Origin of the sequence: Herbaspirillum sp. alder98, assembly GCF_020179755.1 — a bacterium.
GTDB lineage: Bacteria > Pseudomonadota > Gammaproteobacteria > Burkholderiales > Burkholderiaceae_D > Herbaspirillum.
In genome coordinates, this window is record NZ_JAIUCY010000003.1 from 529360 (window position 1) to 548867 (window position 19508).

A 19508-nucleotide genomic window follows, 5' to 3' on the forward strand; every position below is an offset into this window, starting at 1 on the left:
CGGCATCCATGCAAAAACGCCGCAAGCACTCTCGTGCGTTGCGGCGTCCCTTGCTCGCGCCAAGGTGGATGGCGCTTAGAACTCCTGCGCGACCGGGCGCAGCACCACTTCGTTGATATCGACATTGGCCGGCTGTTCGATGGCGTAGGCGATGGCGCGCGCCACCGAATCGGCTGGAATTTCGTTGGCTGCGTAGAAGGCCTGCACGGCGGCGGCGGTTTCATCGTCGCTGCTGTGCAGCTTCAGTTCGGAGGCGACCGCGCCCGGCGAGATGATGGTGGTGCGCACGCCCTCCGGCGCTTCCATGCGCAGGCCTTCGCTGATGGCGCGCACCGCGAACTTGGTGGCGCTATAGACGGTGCCGATCGGGGCAAACACCTTGATGCCGGCGACCGACGATACATTGATCACGTGGCCCGAGCCCTGCGCCGCAAAGCGGGGCAACACGGCGGCGATGCCGTACAGCACGCCCTTGATGTTGATGTCGATGGTACGGTCCCATTCGTCGACCTTGAGCTTGGCCAGCGGCGACAGGGGCATGGTGCCGGCATTGTTGACCAGCACATCGACCCGGCCGAAGTGAGCGACAGCGCGCTCGACCAGCGCCTCGACATCGGCCTGGCGCGAGACATCGGTGGCCACCGCGATGGCCTGGCCGCCAGCGGCGGTGATCTCGGCCACCAGCGCCTCGAGTCGGTCGACCCGGCGTGCCGCCAGTACCAGTCTGGCGCCGCGCTCGCCCAGATGGCGTGCGGTGGCTTCGCCCAGGCCGCTGCTGGCGCCGGTGATGATGACGACCTTGTCCTTGATATTTGCGTTCATGATGGTTCCTTTGCGTTGGTGTGAGGTGCGATTTCGCGTCGGATGCGTCGCGACAAGGCAAAGTATGGTGGCCGACTCTATGCCAAACAATGGAAATGATAAGATTTCAGAATTCCAAAAAGTGGAATCATCATCCCAGCCAGGACACCCATGCTCAATCGTCTCGAAATGATCCGCATCTTCTGCACCGCGGCCGAAACGGGCAGCTTCAAGGAGGCAGCGGTGCGGCTGGGGATCTCGCCCCAGGCCGTCACGCGGGCGGTCAAGGAACTGGAACGGCTGCAGGGCGAGATGCTGTTTCATCGCAATACCCGGCAGATCCGCATCACCGCCTTCGGCGAAGCGCTGGCCGAGCGCGCCCGCAGCAGCATGCTGCAACTCGACGCCCTGTTCGAGCAACCGCGCGCGGCCGCCGCCGACGGCGAGATGACCGGCCTGGTCCGTCTGGCGGCGCCATCGGCGCTGGGGCGACGGCGCTTGCTGCCGGTGATCGAGAGCCTGGGCGCGCAGTATCCGGGCCTGCGTTTCGATGTGCGCCTCAATGACCAGCGCATCGATGTGATCGGCGAAAAGATCGACATCGGCATCCGTGTCGGCTTCTTGCGCGACAACCGTTTCGTGGTGCGCAAGCTGGCCAAGACCCGGTTGCAGGTGGTGGCCACGCCGCGCTACCTGCGCCGCTATGGCACCCCGAGCGACCTCGAATCCTTGCAGGCGATGCCCTATACCGCCATCGTGGACCAGGACACCGGCCGCCTGTGGCCGTGGATGTTTGCCGGCGAACGGCAGATGAACCCGGCGGCGGCGCGCTTCGTCTGCGACGACTCAGAGGCCGAATATCAATTCGTGCGCAGCGGCCAGGCGATCGGCCAGATCGTCAGCTTCCTGGTGACCGATGACATCGCCAGCGGCCGACTGGTACCCTTGCTGCCGGAGCTGGAACCGGACCCCTGGGACATGTATCTGTATCGCCCGCAGCGTGGCCCGATGCCGGCCCGGCTGCGACTGGTGTTCGACGCGCTGGCAGAGGCGCTGTCGACGCCCTGATCCGGCCCGCATTCGGCGCCTCTGTTTCTATACACGATGGAGCCGACGTCGTATCTTCCAGCACACCACCATTTCATTTGCCGAGGACCCAAGCCATGACCGACTCCGCCATTGCCCGCTCCAGCGCCACCGAACTGCCCACCTTCGCCGACGTGCTGCTGGCAGCCGAGCGCATCAAGCCGTGGGCGCATCGCACGCCGGTGCTGCGGTCGCGCACGGCCGATGCCGAGCTGGGCGCCAGCCTGTTCTTCAAGGCCGAGAACTTCCAGCGCATGGGCGCCTTCAAGTTTCGTGGCGCGATGAATTCGCTGTCGCAATTCGATGCCGACCAGCGGCGTGCCGGCGTGGTCACTTTTTCGTCGGGCAACCACGCGCAAGGCACGGCGCTGGCTGCGCAGTTGCTGGGCATTCCCGCCACCATCGTCATGCCGGCCGACGCGCCGGCGGCCAAACTGGCCGCGACCCGTGGCTATGGCGCCGAGATCGTCACCTACGACCGCTATAAGGAAGACCGCGCGCAGATCTGCCAGCAGTTGGCCGACCAGCGCGGCATGACCATCATCCCACCCTACGACCACCCGCACGTGATCGCCGGCCAGGGCACAGCGACGCTGGAACTGCTGCAGGAAACCGGCCCCCTCGATGCCCTGTTCGTCTGCCTCGGCGGCGGCGGGCTGTTGTCGGGCGCGGCGCTGGCGGCGCGCGCGCTGGCGCCGCAATGTCGCATCTATGGGGTCGAACCGGAGGCGGGCAATGATGGCCAGCAGTCACTGCGGGCCGGGCGCATCGTCACCATCGAGACCCCGAAGACGATTGCCGATGGCGCCCAGACGGCTTTCCTGGGCGACTATACGTTCGAGGTGATCCGCCGCGATGTGGACGATATCTATACAGTGAGCGATGCCGAGCTGGTGCAATGCATGCGCTTCTTTGCCGAGCGCATGAAGATGGTGGTCGAGCCGACCGGCTGCCTGGCGTTTGCGGCCGCCCGCAAGGTCCGCGAGCAATTACAGGGCAAGCGCGTGGGCGTAATCATCAGCGGCGGCAACGTCGACCTGGGCAAGCTGGCCGGATATCTGGCAAGCTGAGCACGCTTTTATTCCCCCGAACCACACGAGGATCATCATGCCGCACCTGTTTTTCGAATACACCGACAACCTGGACATCGACACCCGCCAGACGCTGCAGAACATCAACGAAGCGCTGGTCGCCAGCGGCCACTTCGACGAAAACGCCATCAAGGCGCGCGCCATCAAGCTCGACGATTACCTGGTCGGCACCCAGCCGCAGGCCAAGCGTGGGTTCCTGCACATTCGCCTGACGATTCTCTCAGGACGGGCGCCCGAAGTGAAAAAGCAGGTCGCCGACCTGCTGGTGGCGACCGTACAGCAAGGCCAGACCTGGCCGGCCGGCACTCAGGTGCAAATCACCGCCGAAGTGATCGACATGCAGCGCGACATCTACGGCAAGCTGGTGCTGCCGCCATCGGCCTGACCTGATCGCGTTATTCGGCGCCATCCGCACGGGTGGCGCCGGTTCTTCATTGCAATGCTTGCCGGAATTGCACCACATTGCCTTCCGGATCATTGCCATCACACGCGGTGAAGTCGGCCGCACTCCACTCGAACTCGACCGCCTTGATGGCGCCACCGCTGCCCTGCGCAATGATCCGCGCCTGGGCCAATGAGCGCACCGGCAAGAACAGCTTGACCGGAACCTGCTCGCGCAGCACCGGCGGCGAGGCAATCTCGACCTTGGCGGCGACGGCGGCGGGAATGGCGTGGATGACCAACAGGAAACTGTCGGTCTCGATCACCACCTTCTCGGCTTCGGCATGCTTGGGAACCACCGCCAGCACTTGCGCATAGAACGCGGCAAGGCGGGCGACATCTTTCGCGAACAGGACTGCGCCTGCTTTGGGCTGGGTCGACATCTCTGCTTTCAAAAACGTGGTCAGGCGCCTTGATGCATCGACTGATGCAGGCGCATCGGTTGAATGGAACGGCAGAGTTTATTTTTGTCGTCCAGCGTTGGCAAGCATCTTTTTTCTCTCATTTATTGTCATTTCGTCCATGTCGCCTACCGGCGACAAATGCGAATAGTGCAGCGCAATATCAGACTTTCCCTACACGAATCCGCGTGACTGTCCGATGCCCCAGGACATGAGTAACGGTTATTATTGCGACCATTGAGAAGCCATTCAGAGACCGATAGCAAGTCGTCAATTGTCATCGTTATCACGCTATTTAGGGCTTTTGTGAGCGAAATATCATCGTTTCTGCTACCAAACAGCCTAATTTGTAAGCGGATGTTCCAAAACTGTTTACAAGCCATTTTTATCTGCTACTTTGATGTCACAGGGCAATAGCGCCTCTTCGTGAAAATGCGAATAACAAAAAACGAAGATGCCAAATAGTTAATTAATAGCAACAAGTCGTCAACATGTCCGCCACGGGACCTGACGGCAAACCCAACCAACAATAGTGCGCCATGACCATGAGAAACCTGCAGACACCTGTCCGACCGGATGCCTTCAAGCGCTCCATGCAACCTGCCCGTGAGCGCGCCAGCGTCGACACGCGGCTGCCGCTGGCCAACTTCGGCGGAGAAGCCGACGCCTGGCTCGAACCGATGCTGGCCGACTTCCTGTCGCTGGCTTGCAATGTATGCAACGCCCCCTTCGGCATGATGACCCAGTTGCACGGCGACATCGGCCTGCAGCATCCCTTCGTGTCGGTGGTCAACGGCCGTGGCGATGTGCGCAATCAATGGTGGCGCTTTGCCGGTCAGAATGGCGTATCGCGCAGCGCGGTCGACTTTTCGTTGTGCGAAGCGGCCGTGCGTCGCGGTCGCAACCTGACCGAGATCAGCGACCTGCAATCCGACCTGCATTTTGGCGAAAGTGAACTGGCCACCAGCATGCCGCATGTGCGCTTCTATGCGGCGGTGCCATTGGTGGCCGAGAACGGCGATGCGCTGGGCACCTTGTGCGTGATGGATCGTACTGCGCGCAACCTGAGCGCGGCCGAGCGCGACGGCCTGCAAAAGCTGGGACGTCAGCTCGAGGCGCAACTCGAAAGCCGCCGCACCATGCAAAAGCTGGAGCAGCAGACGCTGACCGACTCGCTCACGGCGATCGGCAACCGCCGCAGCTTCGACCTGCGCCTGCGTGAAGAATGGACGCGTCACCTGCGCAATGCGCGCCCGCTGTCGATGCTGATGGTGGATGTGGATTACTTCAAGCAGTACAACGACACCTTTGGTCATCCCGCCGGCGATGCCTTGCTGACGCAACTGGCGCGGGTGCTGCGCTCACCGCTGCGCGCCAGCGACTTCCTGGCCCGATACGGCGGCGACGAGTTTTCGCTGATCCTGCCCGACACCGACGAGATCGGTGCGATGCAGGTCGCCGACCGCATCAAGCAGGCGGTGGCACGCGTGAAGTGGCCGCATACCGAGATCGAGATCAGCCTGGGTGCGGCCACGGTGACGCCGTCCGAGATGTGCGACTTCCATGCGCTGCTGGGCGCGGCCGACAAGGCCATGTACGAGCGCAAGCATGGACGAGCGAAGAATAATTCGTGATAAACCAGACGCCAGCCCGAATCGGCTGGCGTTTTTCATTTAATGATCGAATTTCGCCAGCTGCTGGATGAACTGCGCTGATTAAATAAGGCCGAGCGTCAGGCCTTTCAGGGTCGCTGCCGCGCGCGTGGAGCATCCCAGCTTGCGGAAGATGCTCTCTACATGCGTGCGCACGGTGGACGGGCTGATCTGCATCACGCGCGCGGCTTCCTTGTTGCTTTCGCCCAGGCTGATGCGGCGCAAGACCTCGGCCTCGCGCTCCGACAGCAGGCCCTTGCGCACGGGCGCGATGCCACCCTCGCCCTCGCCGCCGGCGGCAGCGATCACGAAGCCGACCGCAGCCTCGTCGAAGCGGCCGGCCCGCCCCTCCTCTTCCAATAGCTGCGCCACCTGCTGTGGCGGCTGTGCCGTGCGCCAGGGGCGCGGCGCGCACAGCGCGGCGTAGGCGCCGGCCGCGGCCAGCAGGCGCTGCGGCAGGCCCAGCGCCTCGCGCTCGATGCTGCGGAAATAACCGCTGCCATCCAGCCGTTCATACATATGCGAGGCCAGTGCGGCCTCCTCGCGCAGCTCAGGCACCAGCGCGCCGGCGCGCGCGGTCCAGTAAGGTGCCAGGCGGATCTTTTCCCAGTCGGCGCGGCCGGGCTTGCCGGCGCGCTCCCATATCGTGTTGGCCACCGAGGTGCGCCCCACGCCGTGTATCAGTGCGGCGCGGGCCAGCCTTTGCTGCTGCTCCGGCGGCAACCCGGCCAGCGCTGCAGCGCGCCCGGCCAGTTCAGCCACCCGGCGCGAATAGCCGGCCAGCCAGGGCAGCTTCAGTTCGACCAGGTCGGCGACGATGGACAGCGCCACCGGGTGCGCCGGCAAGGGGCTGTCTTCATCGGGCCCTTCGAGCGCCGCCAGCAAGGGTTCGGCGTGTTCAGCCGCCAGCGCGGCGAGCGCGGCCGGATACTTGGCGCCACCCCAGTCGCGGATCATGCGCACCGCCGTTTGCGCATCGTGCGTGCGCGCCAGGATCTCCAGGTCGCCGGCCAGGCTGGTGTAGTAGACCACCGTCGGAATGGCCGGCGTGCGCAGCTGCTGCGGCGCACCGCCGCCATCGTAATGCTCCCACACGTGGCGCAGGCCGGCCTCGACCTCGGCTGGCAATCCCAGCATACCGGCCACGTCGCCGGCCACTTCGCAATGAATGCGCGCCAGCGGCTCGACGTTGGTGAAAGTGAGTGGATGACCTGGCGGCAACGCGTGCCGCAGCATGGCGTCGCGCCCGGCGACATCGTCGCCCAGCAGGGCAGCGAAGCCGGCGGCGTTGGCGGTGCAGCCCGACCAGCGCAGCAGCGCCACCAGACGCGCATGCATGGCAGCGTCATCGCCGGCACCGTCGAGCAGCGCCAGCCGGCCCGCCAGGCACGCCGAACGCGCAGACTGGTCGGTTGGCTGCCCCATGCTGAGGTCGCCGGCCATCGCCAGCAGCCGCACGGCAGCGTGGGCGGGGACGGTGGTGGAAAGGAAGTTGTCGGATGGCATGCCGGCACTCTAGCGGCAATGGTTGATGTGGGCAAGGCGATGGAAACAGCCGGGTCGGTCAATTGACCGATACCGGTGCGGGCGAGGCTTTTCTACACTTGCCTCACCGATTCAGCACTTCCATCCGAACCACCACCCCTGCCAAGGAGCATGTCATGAAAGCAATGTTCAACCTGAAGACCGGCCTCACCCTGATCGCGGCTGCCGCCGCCTTTTCCGGCGCCAGCGCCATGGCCGCCGGCCCCGCCGAGCAGCCCTCGGTGGTAATCGTGCACGGCGCCTTCGCCGACGGCTCCGACTGGGCCAAGGTGATCCCGCTGCTGCAAGCCAAGGGGATCAAGGTCACCGCCGTGCAGAACCCGCTGACCTCGCTGGCCGACGATGTCGCCGCTGCCAAGCGCGCCATCGATAACCAGCCCGGCAAGGTGGTGCTGGTGGGTCACTCCTGGGGCGGCACCGTGATCACCGAAGCGGGTGACAACGACAAGGTCGCCGGCCTGGTCTACGTGGCCGCCTTCGCACCGGACGTCGGCCAAGCCACCGGCGACCTGGGCAAGGACCTGCCGGTGCCCCCGGGCATCGCCAAGCTGGCGGTGGACAAGGCCGGCTTCGCCAGCCTGCCGGCCGCCGCCGTAGCCGCCGATTTCGCCCAGGACGTGCCGGCCAAACAAGCCGCCGTGATGGCCGCGACCCAGGGCCCGATCGCCGTCAAGGCCTTCGGCGAGAAGGTCAGCACCGCCGCCTGGAAGAACCGCCCAAGCTGGTACATCGTCAGCAAGAACGACCGCATGATCCAGCCCGACCTGGAACGCGCCTTTGCCAAGCAGATCGGTGCCAAGACCACCGAATTGCCGACCAGCCATGTGCCACAGCAATCGCGCCCGGCCGACGTGGCCAAGGTGATCCTGGACGCAGTGGCCGCCAGCAAGTAAGCCGCGCACTGCGCATGAAATCCGCCGTCCTGCATCCGTGGGCGGCGGATTTTTGTATTGGCATCGCTGGCTTGCTCGAACGGCAGCCGGCGCTGGCCAGTGTCACTGACGAAAAGCTATCCAATTCTTCGGGTTCTCAATAATTGAGAAATTAATCCGTAAATGCTCTTTACAGCTGTAAGGAGCGAAACCGTGACAGAAATTACAAAATACACAGCAGCCCCCTCTACCGTAGCCACTTCCGATGTGTCGGCTACCGCATTCGCCATGAAGGCTTCCTATGCCCAAACGTCGACCCAGCTGGACGAAACGGTCGCTACCTTTTCTACTTTGGCACAGCAGATAAGCGATGCTGCAATCAGGGCAACCGCTCGCGGTGCCAAACTAACAAGAAGCGAACTTACGGATACCGCAAAGGCTGTCCTGAACAAATTCAGCGCCCAAAGCGATCAATGGAATAAAGAGCGCTACGACGCCGCCATCCCCGAGACGGATAATCCTGAGTTATTGGCACGTGCAAAACAGGCAACTGACTTCCTCAATAACAAAAGCACAAATCCTTTCCTGGGCATGTCTCGAGACAAGTTGGTTCTCATTACCTTTGACAATGCGGGTCCTTTTACAGTCAATGAACGAAAGGCAGCGTGGAGTGAGGCGTACAGGCAGGAGGAAATCTGGCGCGAACAGGTCGTTGGGAAGGCGATGGATAGTTATAACAGCAACGGCAATCTGTTTGGAAATGGCGTGGGCAAAGCGATGCTTGAACATCACAGGAGCTTGCCACTCATCGAACAGTCGCTTTATCCGGCGTCTTACGAGGCGGAATTGCAGATCAAGATTGCGACGTCAGGCCAGGACACTCGCCAAACGCTGAAGATGGAACCGATGTCGCTCCTTTATTTGCTCAACAAGTGGGCCAAGGCGCGGGAGGAGCACGGTTTGCCGGCACTGGACGGCTCGGGCGAGGATTCCAGGAATGCAGCGCCCGCATTCAGCGGCGCTCAGGATGCAAGCCTCTCCAATATCGAGGTGGCGCCTGCTGCACCACAAGTGGCAATCGATGCTGCGGATAAACCGGCGGTAGATACTAAACGGGCGAAGGCAACAGAGGTGGACGGGCTTCCGGCTGACACCGCGAAGGCGTTGAAGGCCATGAACGAGCCCAGGCAAGGGCGGGCGGAAAATAATTCGTGATCTTATTATCGACCCGATAACAGAGGGTCGACATCACCCAGTTCTCTCAGATACAAGACCGTCCGGTGCAATGCCGGGGTTACGCTGTCTCGTCGGATTGCCCGACTCCGCCTCCATTTCCCTACCGAAAATTTCGGCACGAATTATTTGTAGCGACCCGAATTAAACACCCATCTAATTCGATATTGCCGAAATGGCCCCTCCTCTAGCATCAGTACCGCTCAATTAACTTTTTCTAGCGTATTAGGAGGGCTCGGAAACCTATTTCCGCTGCGTCCTCCCTTTGATCGTTTCGTTGTTGAAAACCCATGAGGAGAAGAACCATGCGAGAAGTCACAATCAGTGAGCTGGAGTTGATTGCTGGAGCAACCACTGCCGGAGATATTGGAATGGCAGCGGCAGCTGGATGGGCCGGTACCGTTGCTGGCGCAGCGGTTGGAGGATTACCCGGGGCCGCTGTCGGATTTGTATTAGGCGTCACCATCAGTATTGGATATACCCTCAGCGGCGGAACGTTCGGCTCGATTTCTGGAACGAATTATCACTAATACTGGGGAGATATTCCGATGACGATTAATTTCCCTCATACGAAAGAAGGTTTTATTTCCCACTTCCAGGAAATAGAACCCTGTCTGATGAAGGCGGCTGGCGACGTCAGTGATATTTCTTGGCGCGAGATCAACGGGATCATTGACCGTTGTGATGTATCGTCCGACGACTTCAAGTTACTTCTGGATGGGGTATGCCCCAAGGATCAATACGTAGAGAGCTATCTGGATGTCGGAACGCACCGCCATCGCTTAATCAAACCTGTTGTCTATGACTTATTGCTAAAAGGCGCAACGGTCATCGCCAACAAAATCGCTAACGAAGAAAAAATTCGACAATTTTCAAATTGCGTTGCTTCTTATACTGGTCGAAGAACCGTTAGCAGTATTTACGCCACATTTGGCACCAAGGAATCTTTCCGCGCTCATTGGGATACTCGCGATGTATTTGCCGTTCAATTGATAGGAAAGAAACAGTGGACGTTATTCAAACCTACTTTTGACTCTCCGCTTCACATTCACCAGAGCCGCGATTTCGAAGCAACTCACCCCTGCCCAACTGAGCCCTTCCTGGAGACCACGCTCGAGCCTGGTGACGTTCTTTATATTCCCCGTGGCTGGTGGCATCAACCGAAACCACTAGGTGGCGGAACCTGTCATCTCGCAATTGGAACATTTCCCCCTTACGCAATTGATTATCTGAATTGGGCTCTCAATCAGATGTCTGCATTTCCTCAAACAAGAAAATCATTGAATGGATGGGAAACCGACAAAAAAAATATTGAAGCCATTGGGCTTTATATAGCTGAGTTCATCGATAACGAGATCAACTACAACCGTTTTTTAGAATTTTGCGCGGCATACGTTCGTATTGATTCTCCGATAGCGATAAATATCTTTGGAAATGCCGACAACGACGTTCTTCCGATGGACTCAAAAATTAGACTGGCATCCGTAAGTCAACCGCCCTACGATTCTGAGCAATTTTTCGCCAATGGAATAAAGGTAAGTCTCAGCGAGAAAAGCCGGATCCTGCTTTCTCACATCTCAAATTTTCCGGGAATAACGGTAAATCAATTAGCAGCTAATTTCGCGGATATGGATTGCGATAAATTACATCGACTAGTCCACGAGTTATGTCATCAGGACATTCTTGAACTCGTTACTCCGTGAGAGAACATGCGCATCTATTTCAGGATCATGCTGTATTGGCTTGTGCCGGAATTGAAGGGAATGCCTGTTGAAGAAGCTGATGCAATCCTGGAAGCAGCGCGACAAGACTCCAGGAAAGAAATTAGGAAATATAGCGGCTGGTGTCTAACAGTCGCGCTTCTTTTCCCATTTCTTCTTTTTGGGATTGTATTTATCAGGGCAGATTTACTCGCTGAAAACTACCGTCCCCTAGCTGTCGGGGCTTTCACTCTCATCTGCAGCATAGCGAGTTCTGCGCTCATTTCCTGTTTCTACGTATTGATATTGAAGCCCGCAATCAGGCGGTTGCTAAGATCCGCTCATACCTAAAATAGAACGGTACATGCTGCGACAACCGCCCAAGCCTACCCGAACTGCGAAAAATCCGGCTTGCGCTTCTCCAGGAACGCCGTGAATGCCTCCTTGGCTTCAGGCGCCACCAGCATGCGGGCGAAGTGCTCGACTTCGATGCTGATCTGCTGCTCGGTGGCAGTCACCCGGTTCTTCTTCATCAATTGCTTGGTCACCCTGATCGATGCCGCCGGCAACGCCGCCAGCTTGGCCGCCTGCTGGCGGGCGAACGGCAACAGCTCCTCTACCGTCAACACCCGGTTTACAAACCCCATCTCGCGCGCCTCGGTGGCATCGAACGGCTCGCCCAGCAGCAGCTTTTCGGCGGCACGCTGATAGCCGGCGATATGCGGCAGCAACAGCGATGACGCCGCCTCCGGGCACAAGCCCAGCTGCGTGAACGGCATCGAGAAGCGCGCATTGTCGGCCGCATAGACCAGGTCGCAATGCAACAGCATGGTGGTGCCGATGCCCACTGCGGCGCCCGCGACGGCAGCCACGATGGGCTTGCTGGCATGGCTGATCTGCGCCAGGAACTGGAATACCGGCGCGTCCTTGCCGCTGGGCGGATGCTTCAGGAAGTCTTCCAGATCATTGCCGGCGGTAAAAACCTTGGGCTTGCCAGTGAACAGGATGGCGCGCACCGCGACGTCGGTCTCGGCATCCTTCAGGGCGTCGGCCAGTTGCTGGTACATGGCGGCGGTAATGGCGTTCTTCTTGTCCTCGCGGTCAAAGGCGATGGTGAGAATGCCGTCCTGCTTGCTCAGTTCGATGTCCATAAGTCTCTCGGCTTGGGCGCACGTTGTGGATAAGTTGAAAAACAGCCGCACGGCGCAAGCGGTGCGGCTGTCGTCTGGCGCATTAAAAACTTACATGCGCTCGAAGATGCCCGCCGCGCCCATGCCGGTGCCGACGCACATGGTCACCATGCCGTACTTCAGGTTCTTGCGACGCAGCGCATGGATGGTGGTGGCCGCGCGGATCGCGCCGGTCGCGCCCAGCGGGTGGCCCAGCGCAATGGCGCCGCCCATCGGGTTGACCTTGGCCGGGTCCAGTCCGAGATCGCCGATCACCGCCAGCGCCTGGGCGGCAAATGCCTCGTTGAGCTCGATCCAGTCGATCTGGTCCTGGGTCAGGCCAGCGGCCTTCAGGGCGGCCGGAATCGCTTCCTTGGGGCCGATGCCCATGATCTCCGGCGGCACGCCGCGCACCGCGAACGAGACAAAGCGGGCCAGCGGAGTCAGGTTGAACTGCTTCAGGATCTTTTCGGAAACGATGATCAGCGCGCCGGCGCCGTCGGAAGTCTGCGAACTGTTGCCGGCGGTGACGCTGCCCTTGGCCGCAAACACCGGCTTCAACTTGGCCAGCGCGGCGATATTGGAATCGGCACGCGGACCTTCGTCCAGGCTGACGGTGCGGGTCTTGATGTCGATCTCACCGCTGCCCAGGTTGGGGAAGCGCTCGATGATCTCGAACGGCGTCATCTCGTCGGCAAATTCACCGGCCTGCTGGGCGGCAATCGCCTTCTGGTGCGATGCCAGGGCGAACTCGTCCTGCGCCTCGCGCGACACCTTCCATTGCTGCGCGACCTTCTCGGCGGTCAGGCCCATGCCGTAGGCCATGCCGATGTTCTCGTCCTTGAAGGCGTCGATGTTCACCGAGGGGTGGAAACCCATCATCGGCACCATCGACATCGACTCGGCGCCGCCGGCGATCATGATGTCGGCTTCGCCCACGCGGATGCGGTCGGCCGCCATCGCCACGGCGGTGATGCCGGAGGCGCAGAAGCGGTTGATGGTGACGCCGCCGATGGTGTTGGGCAGGCCTGCCAGCAGCACGGCGTTACGCGCCATGTTCAGGCCGGCTGCGCCTTCGGGGAAGGAACAGCCGATGATGGCGTCCTCGATCAGCTTGGGATCCAGTCCGGGCACTTGCGCCACGGCAGCCTGGATGGCGCGCACCAGCAGGTCATCCGGACGGGTGTTCTTGAACATGCCGCGCGGGGCCTTGCCGATCGGGGTGCGGGTAGCGGCGACGATGTACGCGTCTTGCAGTTGTTTGCTCATTGTTGTTGCTCCTGTATGGGGCGAATGCTTTATCAGCGACTTGACTACGGTCCCAAGGTCGAGAAAGCGTTGCGAGCGGGCCAAGGTCTGCGGGAGAAGCGCAGCCGTACGGAAGTACGGCGAGCGTCGCAGCAGAGATTGGCCTGCGCAGTAGCTTTATCGGCCTTGCATCAATTGCGTACTGGCTTGCCAGTCTGCATCATGCCCATGATCCGCTCCTGGGTCTTGGGGTGATTGAGCAGCTCCATGAAGAACTTGCGCTCGATGTCGAGCAACCACTGTTCGTTGACGATACTGCCTTCTTCCACTTCGCCACCGGCCACCGTCTCGGCGATCATCCGGCCCAGCTTGAAGTCGTGCGCCGAGATGAAGCCGCCATCGCGCATGTTGACCAGTTGCGCCAGGATGGTGGCCAGGCCATTGCGCCCGATCACCGGGATCTGCGGCGGCAGCGGCGCGCGGTAACCGGCGTCGAACAGCGCGCGCGCCTCGACCTTGGCCACGTGCAGCAATTCGTAGGGGTTGAAGACGATCACGTCGTCCTCGCGCAGATAGCCGAGCTTGCGTGCTTCCAGCGCCGATTTCGACACATTGGCGGTGGCCGCGGCCAGCATGTAGTCCTTCAGGAACGGCAGGATGTCGTTGCCCTTGGCCTCACGGGCGGCACGCACTGCGGCTTCCTTCAAGCCGCCACCGGCCGGGATCAGGCCCACGCCCACTTCCACCAGGCCGATATAGGATTCGATCGACACCACCCGCTTGGCGGTGTGCAGCAGCAATTCGCAACCGCCGCCCAGCGCCAGGCCGGCCACCGCGGCCACCACCGGCACGCCGGCATACTTCAGGCGCTGGTGCGCCTGCTGCAATTGATGCACCACCGGTTCGATCGCCTTGACGCCGCCCGACATGAACAGCGGCAGCATCGACTGCAGGTCGGCGCCGGCCGAGAAGGCACCGCCTTCGGCGGCGTCCGGATGCCAGATCACCAGGCCCTTGAAGTTCGCTTCGGCTTCGGTGATGGCGCGGTTCATGCCATCGATCACGCCCTGGCCGATCACGTGCATCTTGGTCTTGAAGGACAGGATCAATACCTCGTCGTCCTGGTGCCAGACACGTACCGACTCGTCTTCGAAGAAGGTCGTGCCGGCGACCTTGCCATCGGCCACGCCCTCGCCCGCCAGCGGCGCGCGGAAAACCTGACGCTGGTAGATCGGCAGCGCAGAACGGGCCACCTCCGACTTCTTCGACGGCGAATAGGAACCGCGGGCGCCGTGCACCCCTTCGCGACCGTCGAACACCCATGCCGGCAGCGCGGCGCTGGACAAGGCACGACCGGCCTCGATGTCTTCCTTGACCCACTGGGCGATCTGCTGCCAGCCCGAGGCTTGCCAGGTTTCGAATGGGCCGACGCTCCAGCCGAAGCCCCAGCGCATGGCGAAATCGAGGTCGCGCGCATTGTCGGCCACCGTTTCCAGATGCACCGCGATGTAGTGGAACATGTCGCGGAAGATCGCCCACAGGAACTGGCCCTGCGGATTGGTGGAATCATGCAGCGCTTTCATGCGCTTGACCGGATCCTTCTCTTTCAGGATGCGGGCAATGATGTCGTCGGCCTTGCCGCCACCGGCGACGTAGTCACCCTTGGCCGGGTCGATGCGCAGGATATCCTTGCCCACCTTCTTGTAGAAACCGGCGCCGGTCTTCTGGCCCAGCGCACCCTGCTCGATCAGCTTGGCCAGCAGCGGCGGCGTGGCATAGGTGGCAAAGAAGGGGTCATCCTTGAGGTTGTCCTGCATGGTCCGGATCACGTGGCCCATGGTGTCCAGCCCGACCACGTCGGCGGTACGGAAGGTGCCGGACTTGGCGCGGCCCAGCTTGGCGCCGGTCAGGTCATCGACCACGTCGACCGACAGGCCATATTTATCGGCTTCGATCACGGTGGCCAGGATGCCGAAGATACCGACCCGGTTGGCCACGAAATTGGGGGTGTCGAAGGCGCGCACGACGCCCTTGCCCAGCGTGGTGGTGAGGAACACTTCGAGCTTGTCGAGGATCTCGGGCGCGGTGGTGGCGGTCGGGATCAGCTCGACCAGGTGCATGTAGCGCGGCGGGTTGAAGAAGTGCACGCCACAGAAGCGCGCCTTGAGCGCCGCATCGAAGCCGTCCGACAGGGCCGTGATCGACAGGCCCGAGGTATTGGAGGCGAAGATGGTGTCGGGGCCGATGTGGGGCGCGACCTTCTTGTAGAGGTCATGCTTCCAGTCCATGCGCTCGGCGATGGCTTCGATGATCAGGTCGCAACCGGCCAGCTGGGCCAGGTCGTCCTCGTAGTTGGCCACCTGGATCAGTGCGGCGTCGTCCTTGTTGCCCAGCGGGGCGGGACTGAGTTTCTTGAGGTTGTCGATGGCGCGCTGGACGATGCCGTTCTTGGGACCTTCCTTGGCAGGCAGGTCGAACAGCACCACTGGCACCCGGGCGTTGATGCAATGGGCGGCGATCTGCGCCCCCATGACGCCGGCGCCGAGTACGGCCACTTTTTTGACGATGAAATTGGACACGCAAGTCTCCTTTGCTGGTGCTTCGATGAAGCGAAACGAATTCGGATTGAAACCTGAAGTCGCTGGGTCCCGGCCTGGGCCGGGACGACGGCAGCGTCAGTTATACCTTAGAACAGGTCGGCGTCCAGCGCCATGAGGCTGGCCGAGCCGGAACGCGCCTGACGGATCAGCATCGCGGTTTCCGGCAACAGGCGCGCGAAGTAGAAGCGCGCCGTGGCCAGCTTGGCGGTATAGAAACTATCGCCCGAGTCCTGCTTGGCAAGGGCGATCCTGGCCGAGCGGGCAAACAGCCAGGCAAAGACCAGGTGGCCCACCACGCGCAGGTAAGGCACGGCAGCGGCGCCGGCTTCATCCTGGTTGGCGAACGATTTCATGCCGATTTCCATGGTCAGCTTGCTGACCTTGTCACCGATGTCGGCCAGCGGCGTGATGAATTCGGACATGGCCTCATCCGTGCCGTGCTCTTCGACGAAGGCCTGGATCAGCGCACCGAACTTCTTGAGCTTGGCGCCGTTGTCCATCAGCACCTTGCGTCCCAGCAAGTCGAGCGACTGGATGGTGTTGGTGCCTTCATAGATCATGTTGATGCGGGCGTCGCGCACGTACTGCTCCATGCCCCACTCCGAGATATAGCCATGGCCGCCGTAGACCTGCAGGCACTCGGAGGTAGCGCTCCAGGCGTTGTCGGTCAGGAAGGCCTTCACCACCGGCGTGAGCAGGGCGACGATGTCGCCGGAATCACGGCGCACCTGCTCGTCGGTATGGGTCAGTTCGCGATCAAGTTCAAGCGCGACATACGAACAGAACGCGCGGCCACCTTCGGCATAGGCACGGGCGGTCAGCAGCATGCGGCGCACGTCGGGATGCACGATGATCGGGTCGGCTGCCTTCTCGGGCGCCTTGATGCCGGACAGGCTGCGCATCTGCACCCGATCCTTGGCATAGGTCACGGCGTTCTGGTAGGCCACTTCGGTCAGGCCCAGGCCCTGCATGCCAACGCCCAGGCGCGCCGCGTTCATGAACACGAACATCGCCTGCAAACCCTTGTGCGGCTGGCCGATCAGCCAGCCGGTGGCGCCGTCCAGGTTCATCTGGCAAGTGGCGTTGCCGTGGATGCCCATCTTTTCCTCGATGGCGCCACAGGTGATCGGGTTGCGACCGCCCAGCGAGCCATCGGCGTTGGGCAGGAACTTGGGCACGATGAACAGCGAGATGCCCTTGGAGCCCTGCGGTGCGTCCGGCAGGCGTGCCAGCACCAGATGCACGATGTTGGCCGACATATCGTTTTCGCCGGCCGAGATGAAGATCTTGTTGCCGGTGATCTTGTAGCTGCCGTCGGCCTGCGGCTCGGCCTTGCTGCGCAACAGGCCCAGGTCGGTGCCGCAATGCGATTCGGTCAGGCACATGGTGCCGGTCCATTCGCCCGAGATCAACTTGGGCAGGTACAGCTGCTTCTGCTCGTCGGAGCCATGCGCGTGCAGGCATTCATAGGCGCCATGCGACAGGCCGGGATACATGGTCCAGGCCTGGTTGGACGAATTGAGCATCTCGTAGAACGAGTTGTTGAGCACCAGCGGCAAACCCTGGCCGCCGTATTCGGTGTCGCACGCCAGCGCCGGCCAGCCGGCCTCGACGTACTGCTGGTAGGCTTCCTTGAAACCCTTAGGCGTGGTGACGCTCTTGGTCTCGCGATCGAAATGGCAGCCTTCGCGGTCGCCCGAATGATTCAGCGGAAACAGCACCTGCGCGGTGAACTTGCCGCCCTCTTCCAGCACCTGGTCGATCAGTTCACGGTTGGTATCCGCATGCGGCGGCAGGTCTTTCAAGACCTCTTCGACGTTGAGCAGCTCGTGCAGCACGAACTGCATATCGCGAATGGGGGCTTGGTATTGGGGCATGGCTGTCTCCGATGGTCTTGGGTTCAGGCTGCTTTCTTGGCAACCGATTTGGAATTCTTGGGGGTGCTGGCGGTGTCGCTGCTGCCGGTCGGGCGATAACTCTCGATAAGGCGCCCGAAACTGGCCTGGGCGCGATCGACGCTGCCCGGGATATTGAGGAAGCGGGCATCGTGGTGCAACGCCAGGATCAGGCCGTAGATCTCGTAGACCATCAGGCCGACATCGAGGTCGGCCCGCAGATGGCCCTGTTCGACGGCCTGCTTGATGCTGCGCTCAAGGGCGTCGCGCCAGGCTTGCACCATCGCTACCAGGTGGTCGCGTATGGCGCCCGGACGATCGTCATACTCGACCGCGCCGCTGATGTAGATGCAGCCCAGTGCGATTTCCACCGTCACCTGCTTGACCCAGCGCGCAAACATGCTCTGCAACCGGGGCAGGCCACGGTGTTCCTTGATGGATGGGTAGAACACGTCTTGCTCGAAACGGGTGTGGTACAGGCGCACCACCTCGATCTGCAGGTCTTCGCGTGAGCCGAAATGGGCAAACACGCCGGACTTGCTCATCTTCATCTTCTCGGCCAGCAAGCCGATGGTGAGCCCCTCGAGGCCGTCACGGCTGGCCAGTTCCAACGCGACATCGAGGATCGCCGCCCGGGTCTGCTCGCCCTTGCGCAAAAACTTGGGCCGCGCGATGGCGGCACTGGACTTGCTGGTCTCGTTCATTGTTATCTCTTTGATATCAGCGCCCGTCCTCGGGCTGCCGGCAGTTCCGTGCGCCGGGCGCCGGGACCTTTTCATGCGTTTTTTTCAGCGCATTGAATATATTCGAACGATCGTACTATTATTCATCGCCATCCAAATGTCAAACGAAATTCGGCGAAGCAGCGGATGCTTCATTTTCCTGATGGCAAGAGATCATTCGGCGCCGGGCGCGGCGCTGCCCAGCAGGTCGTGGGCGTCCAGCAGAGCATAGACGATTGTGGGGATTTCCTCGAGCCGCTTGCGGATGGCGGCAGGGACGGTCTGGCGGGTCTTGTGGCACAGGCCGGGTTGATCCAGCAGGCGAATCTGCAGTCCGCGTACGGTACGCACTTCGCGTGCCACCGGCACGATCTGCAGCACGATGCCCAGGTTGCGCTGCATCAGCATGCCCACCCGCTGCAGATCGTCGAAGGTGTCGATGCGACCGATGCGCTCGATCAGGCGTTTTTCTTCGTCGCGGGTCAGCATCAGCACCCGTGCGGCGGGTGCATGCAGGTCGTCCAGCAACTGCTCGCGCTCGCACTTGCATGCGCCGGGCGGGCACTCCTTGCGGATCGGTTGCTGGAACAGGGCTGCCTGAGACATTCGCACCTTCTGTTATAAGACTGGCCGGAGATCTGCCGCTATCTTACAACGCTGCGTGGCTCAGCAATTCATTCCGAGGAGCGATCCAGCAGGCGCCGGTCGCGTTTGGTCGGACGCCCCTTGAGCTGGGAAGAAGGTTCGCGAAACAGGCGATGCTGCTCGGCGCTGGCTGCACGGCGCTGGACGCTGTCTTCGGTTTCGTTATAAAGCGTGGCGGCGATGGCGGCCGAGCCGCGCTTGTCGGCAATACCGACGACCTGCACCTGCCATTCGGTGGCGCCGTTGTCGATCGCCAGCAGGTCGCCCGGCTTGACGCTATGGGCGGGCTTGGTGCGTTCACCGTTGAGCTTGACGCGACCGCGCTCGATGGCCTCGGTGGCCAGCGAGCGCGTCTTGAAGAAACGCGCAGCCCAGCACCATTTGTCGATGCGGGTGGTATCAGTCAT

At 61.6% G+C, this 19508-nt stretch carries 19 protein-coding genes; 9 read left to right on the top strand and 10 right to left on the bottom strand.

Annotated features, from left to right (window positions below; genetic code table 11):
• Positions 1–75 precede the first annotated feature (75 nt).
• Positions 76–822 carry an SDR family oxidoreductase gene (locus LBW87_RS10330; RefSeq protein WP_225201354.1) on the bottom strand — a complete coding sequence of 249 codons (747 nt, stop codon included), beginning with the start codon at positions 820–822 and terminating at the stop codon, positions 76–78.
• A 150-nt stretch (positions 823–972) separates the two neighbouring features.
• On the opposite strand from LBW87_RS10330, the gene LBW87_RS10335 reads away from it, so the two are divergent.
• The 3 genes from LBW87_RS10335 (at position 973) to LBW87_RS10345 (ending at position 3363) form a co-directional block, all read left to right on the top strand.
• Positions 973–1869, top strand: coding sequence for a LysR family transcriptional regulator (locus LBW87_RS10335; protein WP_225201355.1), 897 nt, complete (start codon positions 973–975; stop codon positions 1867–1869).
• Positions 1870–1964: 95 nt separating this feature from the next.
• Positions 1965–2957 (top strand): threo-3-hydroxy-L-aspartate ammonia-lyase, encoded by a 993-nt coding sequence (locus tag LBW87_RS10340; RefSeq protein WP_225201356.1) that lies wholly within the window; start codon positions 1965–1967, stop codon positions 2955–2957.
• 37 nt (positions 2958–2994) lie between these two features.
• Positions 2995–3363: a 5-carboxymethyl-2-hydroxymuconate Delta-isomerase gene (locus tag LBW87_RS10345; RefSeq protein ID WP_225201357.1), complete on the top strand. Its 369-nt coding sequence runs from the start codon at positions 2995–2997 to the stop codon at positions 3361–3363.
• Between the two features lie 46 nt (positions 3364–3409).
• Here the strand turns inward: LBW87_RS10345 and LBW87_RS10350 are convergent, their stop codons facing one another.
• Entirely contained in the window at positions 3410–3802 is a 393-nt protein-coding gene (locus tag LBW87_RS10350) for a hypothetical protein (RefSeq protein ID WP_225201358.1), read from the bottom strand.
• A 611-nt stretch (positions 3803–4413) separates the two neighbouring features.
• Between LBW87_RS10350 and LBW87_RS10355 the strand changes: the two genes are divergently transcribed.
• Complete coding sequence (locus LBW87_RS10355) at positions 4414–5454, top strand: GGDEF domain-containing protein (RefSeq protein ID WP_225201359.1); 1041 nt, start codon at positions 4414–4416, stop codon at positions 5452–5454.
• Positions 5455–5535: 81 nt separating this feature from the next.
• On the opposite strand, the gene LBW87_RS10360 is transcribed toward LBW87_RS10355, so the two are convergent.
• Positions 5536–6978 (bottom strand): HD domain-containing phosphohydrolase, encoded by a 1443-nt coding sequence (locus LBW87_RS10360; protein WP_225201360.1) that lies wholly within the window; start codon positions 6976–6978, stop codon positions 5536–5538.
• A gap of 164 nt (positions 6979–7142) precedes the next feature.
• On the opposite strand from LBW87_RS10360, the gene LBW87_RS10365 reads away from it, so the two are divergent.
• From LBW87_RS10365 to LBW87_RS10385, 5 genes are all read left to right on the top strand, one after another.
• Positions 7143–7910, top strand: coding sequence for an alpha/beta fold hydrolase (locus LBW87_RS10365; RefSeq protein ID WP_413927638.1), 768 nt, complete (start codon positions 7143–7145; stop codon positions 7908–7910).
• Positions 7911–8102: 192 nt separating this feature from the next.
• Positions 8103–9104, top strand: coding sequence for a hypothetical protein (locus LBW87_RS10370; protein ID WP_225201362.1), 1002 nt, complete (start codon positions 8103–8105; stop codon positions 9102–9104).
• 323 nt (positions 9105–9427) lie between these two features.
• The gene (locus LBW87_RS10375) at positions 9428–9652 is read left to right on the top strand and encodes a hypothetical protein (protein ID WP_225201363.1); all 225 of its coding nucleotides are present in this window, start codon (positions 9428–9430) and stop codon (positions 9650–9652) included.
• A gap of 18 nt (positions 9653–9670) precedes the next feature.
• Positions 9671–10825 (top strand): JmjC domain-containing protein, encoded by a 1155-nt coding sequence (locus LBW87_RS10380; RefSeq protein WP_225201364.1) that lies wholly within the window; start codon positions 9671–9673, stop codon positions 10823–10825.
• 6 nt (positions 10826–10831) lie between these two features.
• Entirely contained in the window at positions 10832–11173 is a 342-nt protein-coding gene (locus LBW87_RS10385) for a hypothetical protein (RefSeq protein ID WP_225201365.1), read from the top strand.
• Between the two features lie 35 nt (positions 11174–11208).
• Here LBW87_RS10385 and LBW87_RS10390 read toward each other — a convergent pair whose 3' ends face one another.
• The 7 genes from LBW87_RS10390 to LBW87_RS10420 all read right to left on the bottom strand — a co-directional run bounded on the left by LBW87_RS10390 (position 11209) and on the right by LBW87_RS10420 (position 19508).
• A complete protein-coding gene (locus LBW87_RS10390) occupies positions 11209–11973 on the bottom strand; it encodes an enoyl-CoA hydratase (protein WP_225201366.1) in 765 nt (254 codons plus the stop codon).
• 90 nt (positions 11974–12063) lie between these two features.
• The gene (locus LBW87_RS10395; RefSeq protein WP_225201367.1) at positions 12064–13260 is read right to left on the bottom strand and encodes an acetyl-CoA C-acyltransferase; all 1197 of its coding nucleotides are present in this window, start codon (positions 13258–13260) and stop codon (positions 12064–12066) included.
• Between the two features lie 170 nt (positions 13261–13430).
• A complete protein-coding gene (locus LBW87_RS10400) occupies positions 13431–15818 on the bottom strand; it encodes a 3-hydroxyacyl-CoA dehydrogenase/enoyl-CoA hydratase family protein (protein ID WP_225201368.1) in 2388 nt (795 codons plus the stop codon).
• Between the two features lie 107 nt (positions 15819–15925).
• Complete coding sequence (locus LBW87_RS10405; RefSeq protein ID WP_225201369.1) at positions 15926–17716, bottom strand: acyl-CoA dehydrogenase C-terminal domain-containing protein; 1791 nt, start codon at positions 17714–17716, stop codon at positions 15926–15928.
• Positions 17717–17739: 23 nt separating this feature from the next.
• The gene (locus LBW87_RS10410) at positions 17740–18438 is read right to left on the bottom strand and encodes a TetR/AcrR family transcriptional regulator (protein ID WP_225201370.1); all 699 of its coding nucleotides are present in this window, start codon (positions 18436–18438) and stop codon (positions 17740–17742) included.
• A gap of 192 nt (positions 18439–18630) precedes the next feature.
• The gene (locus LBW87_RS10415) at positions 18631–19062 is read right to left on the bottom strand and encodes a hypothetical protein (protein WP_225201371.1); all 432 of its coding nucleotides are present in this window, start codon (positions 19060–19062) and stop codon (positions 18631–18633) included.
• A gap of 68 nt (positions 19063–19130) precedes the next feature.
• Positions 19131–19508: an RNA-binding S4 domain-containing protein gene (locus tag LBW87_RS10420; RefSeq protein WP_225201372.1), complete on the bottom strand. Its 378-nt coding sequence runs from the start codon at positions 19506–19508 to the stop codon at positions 19131–19133.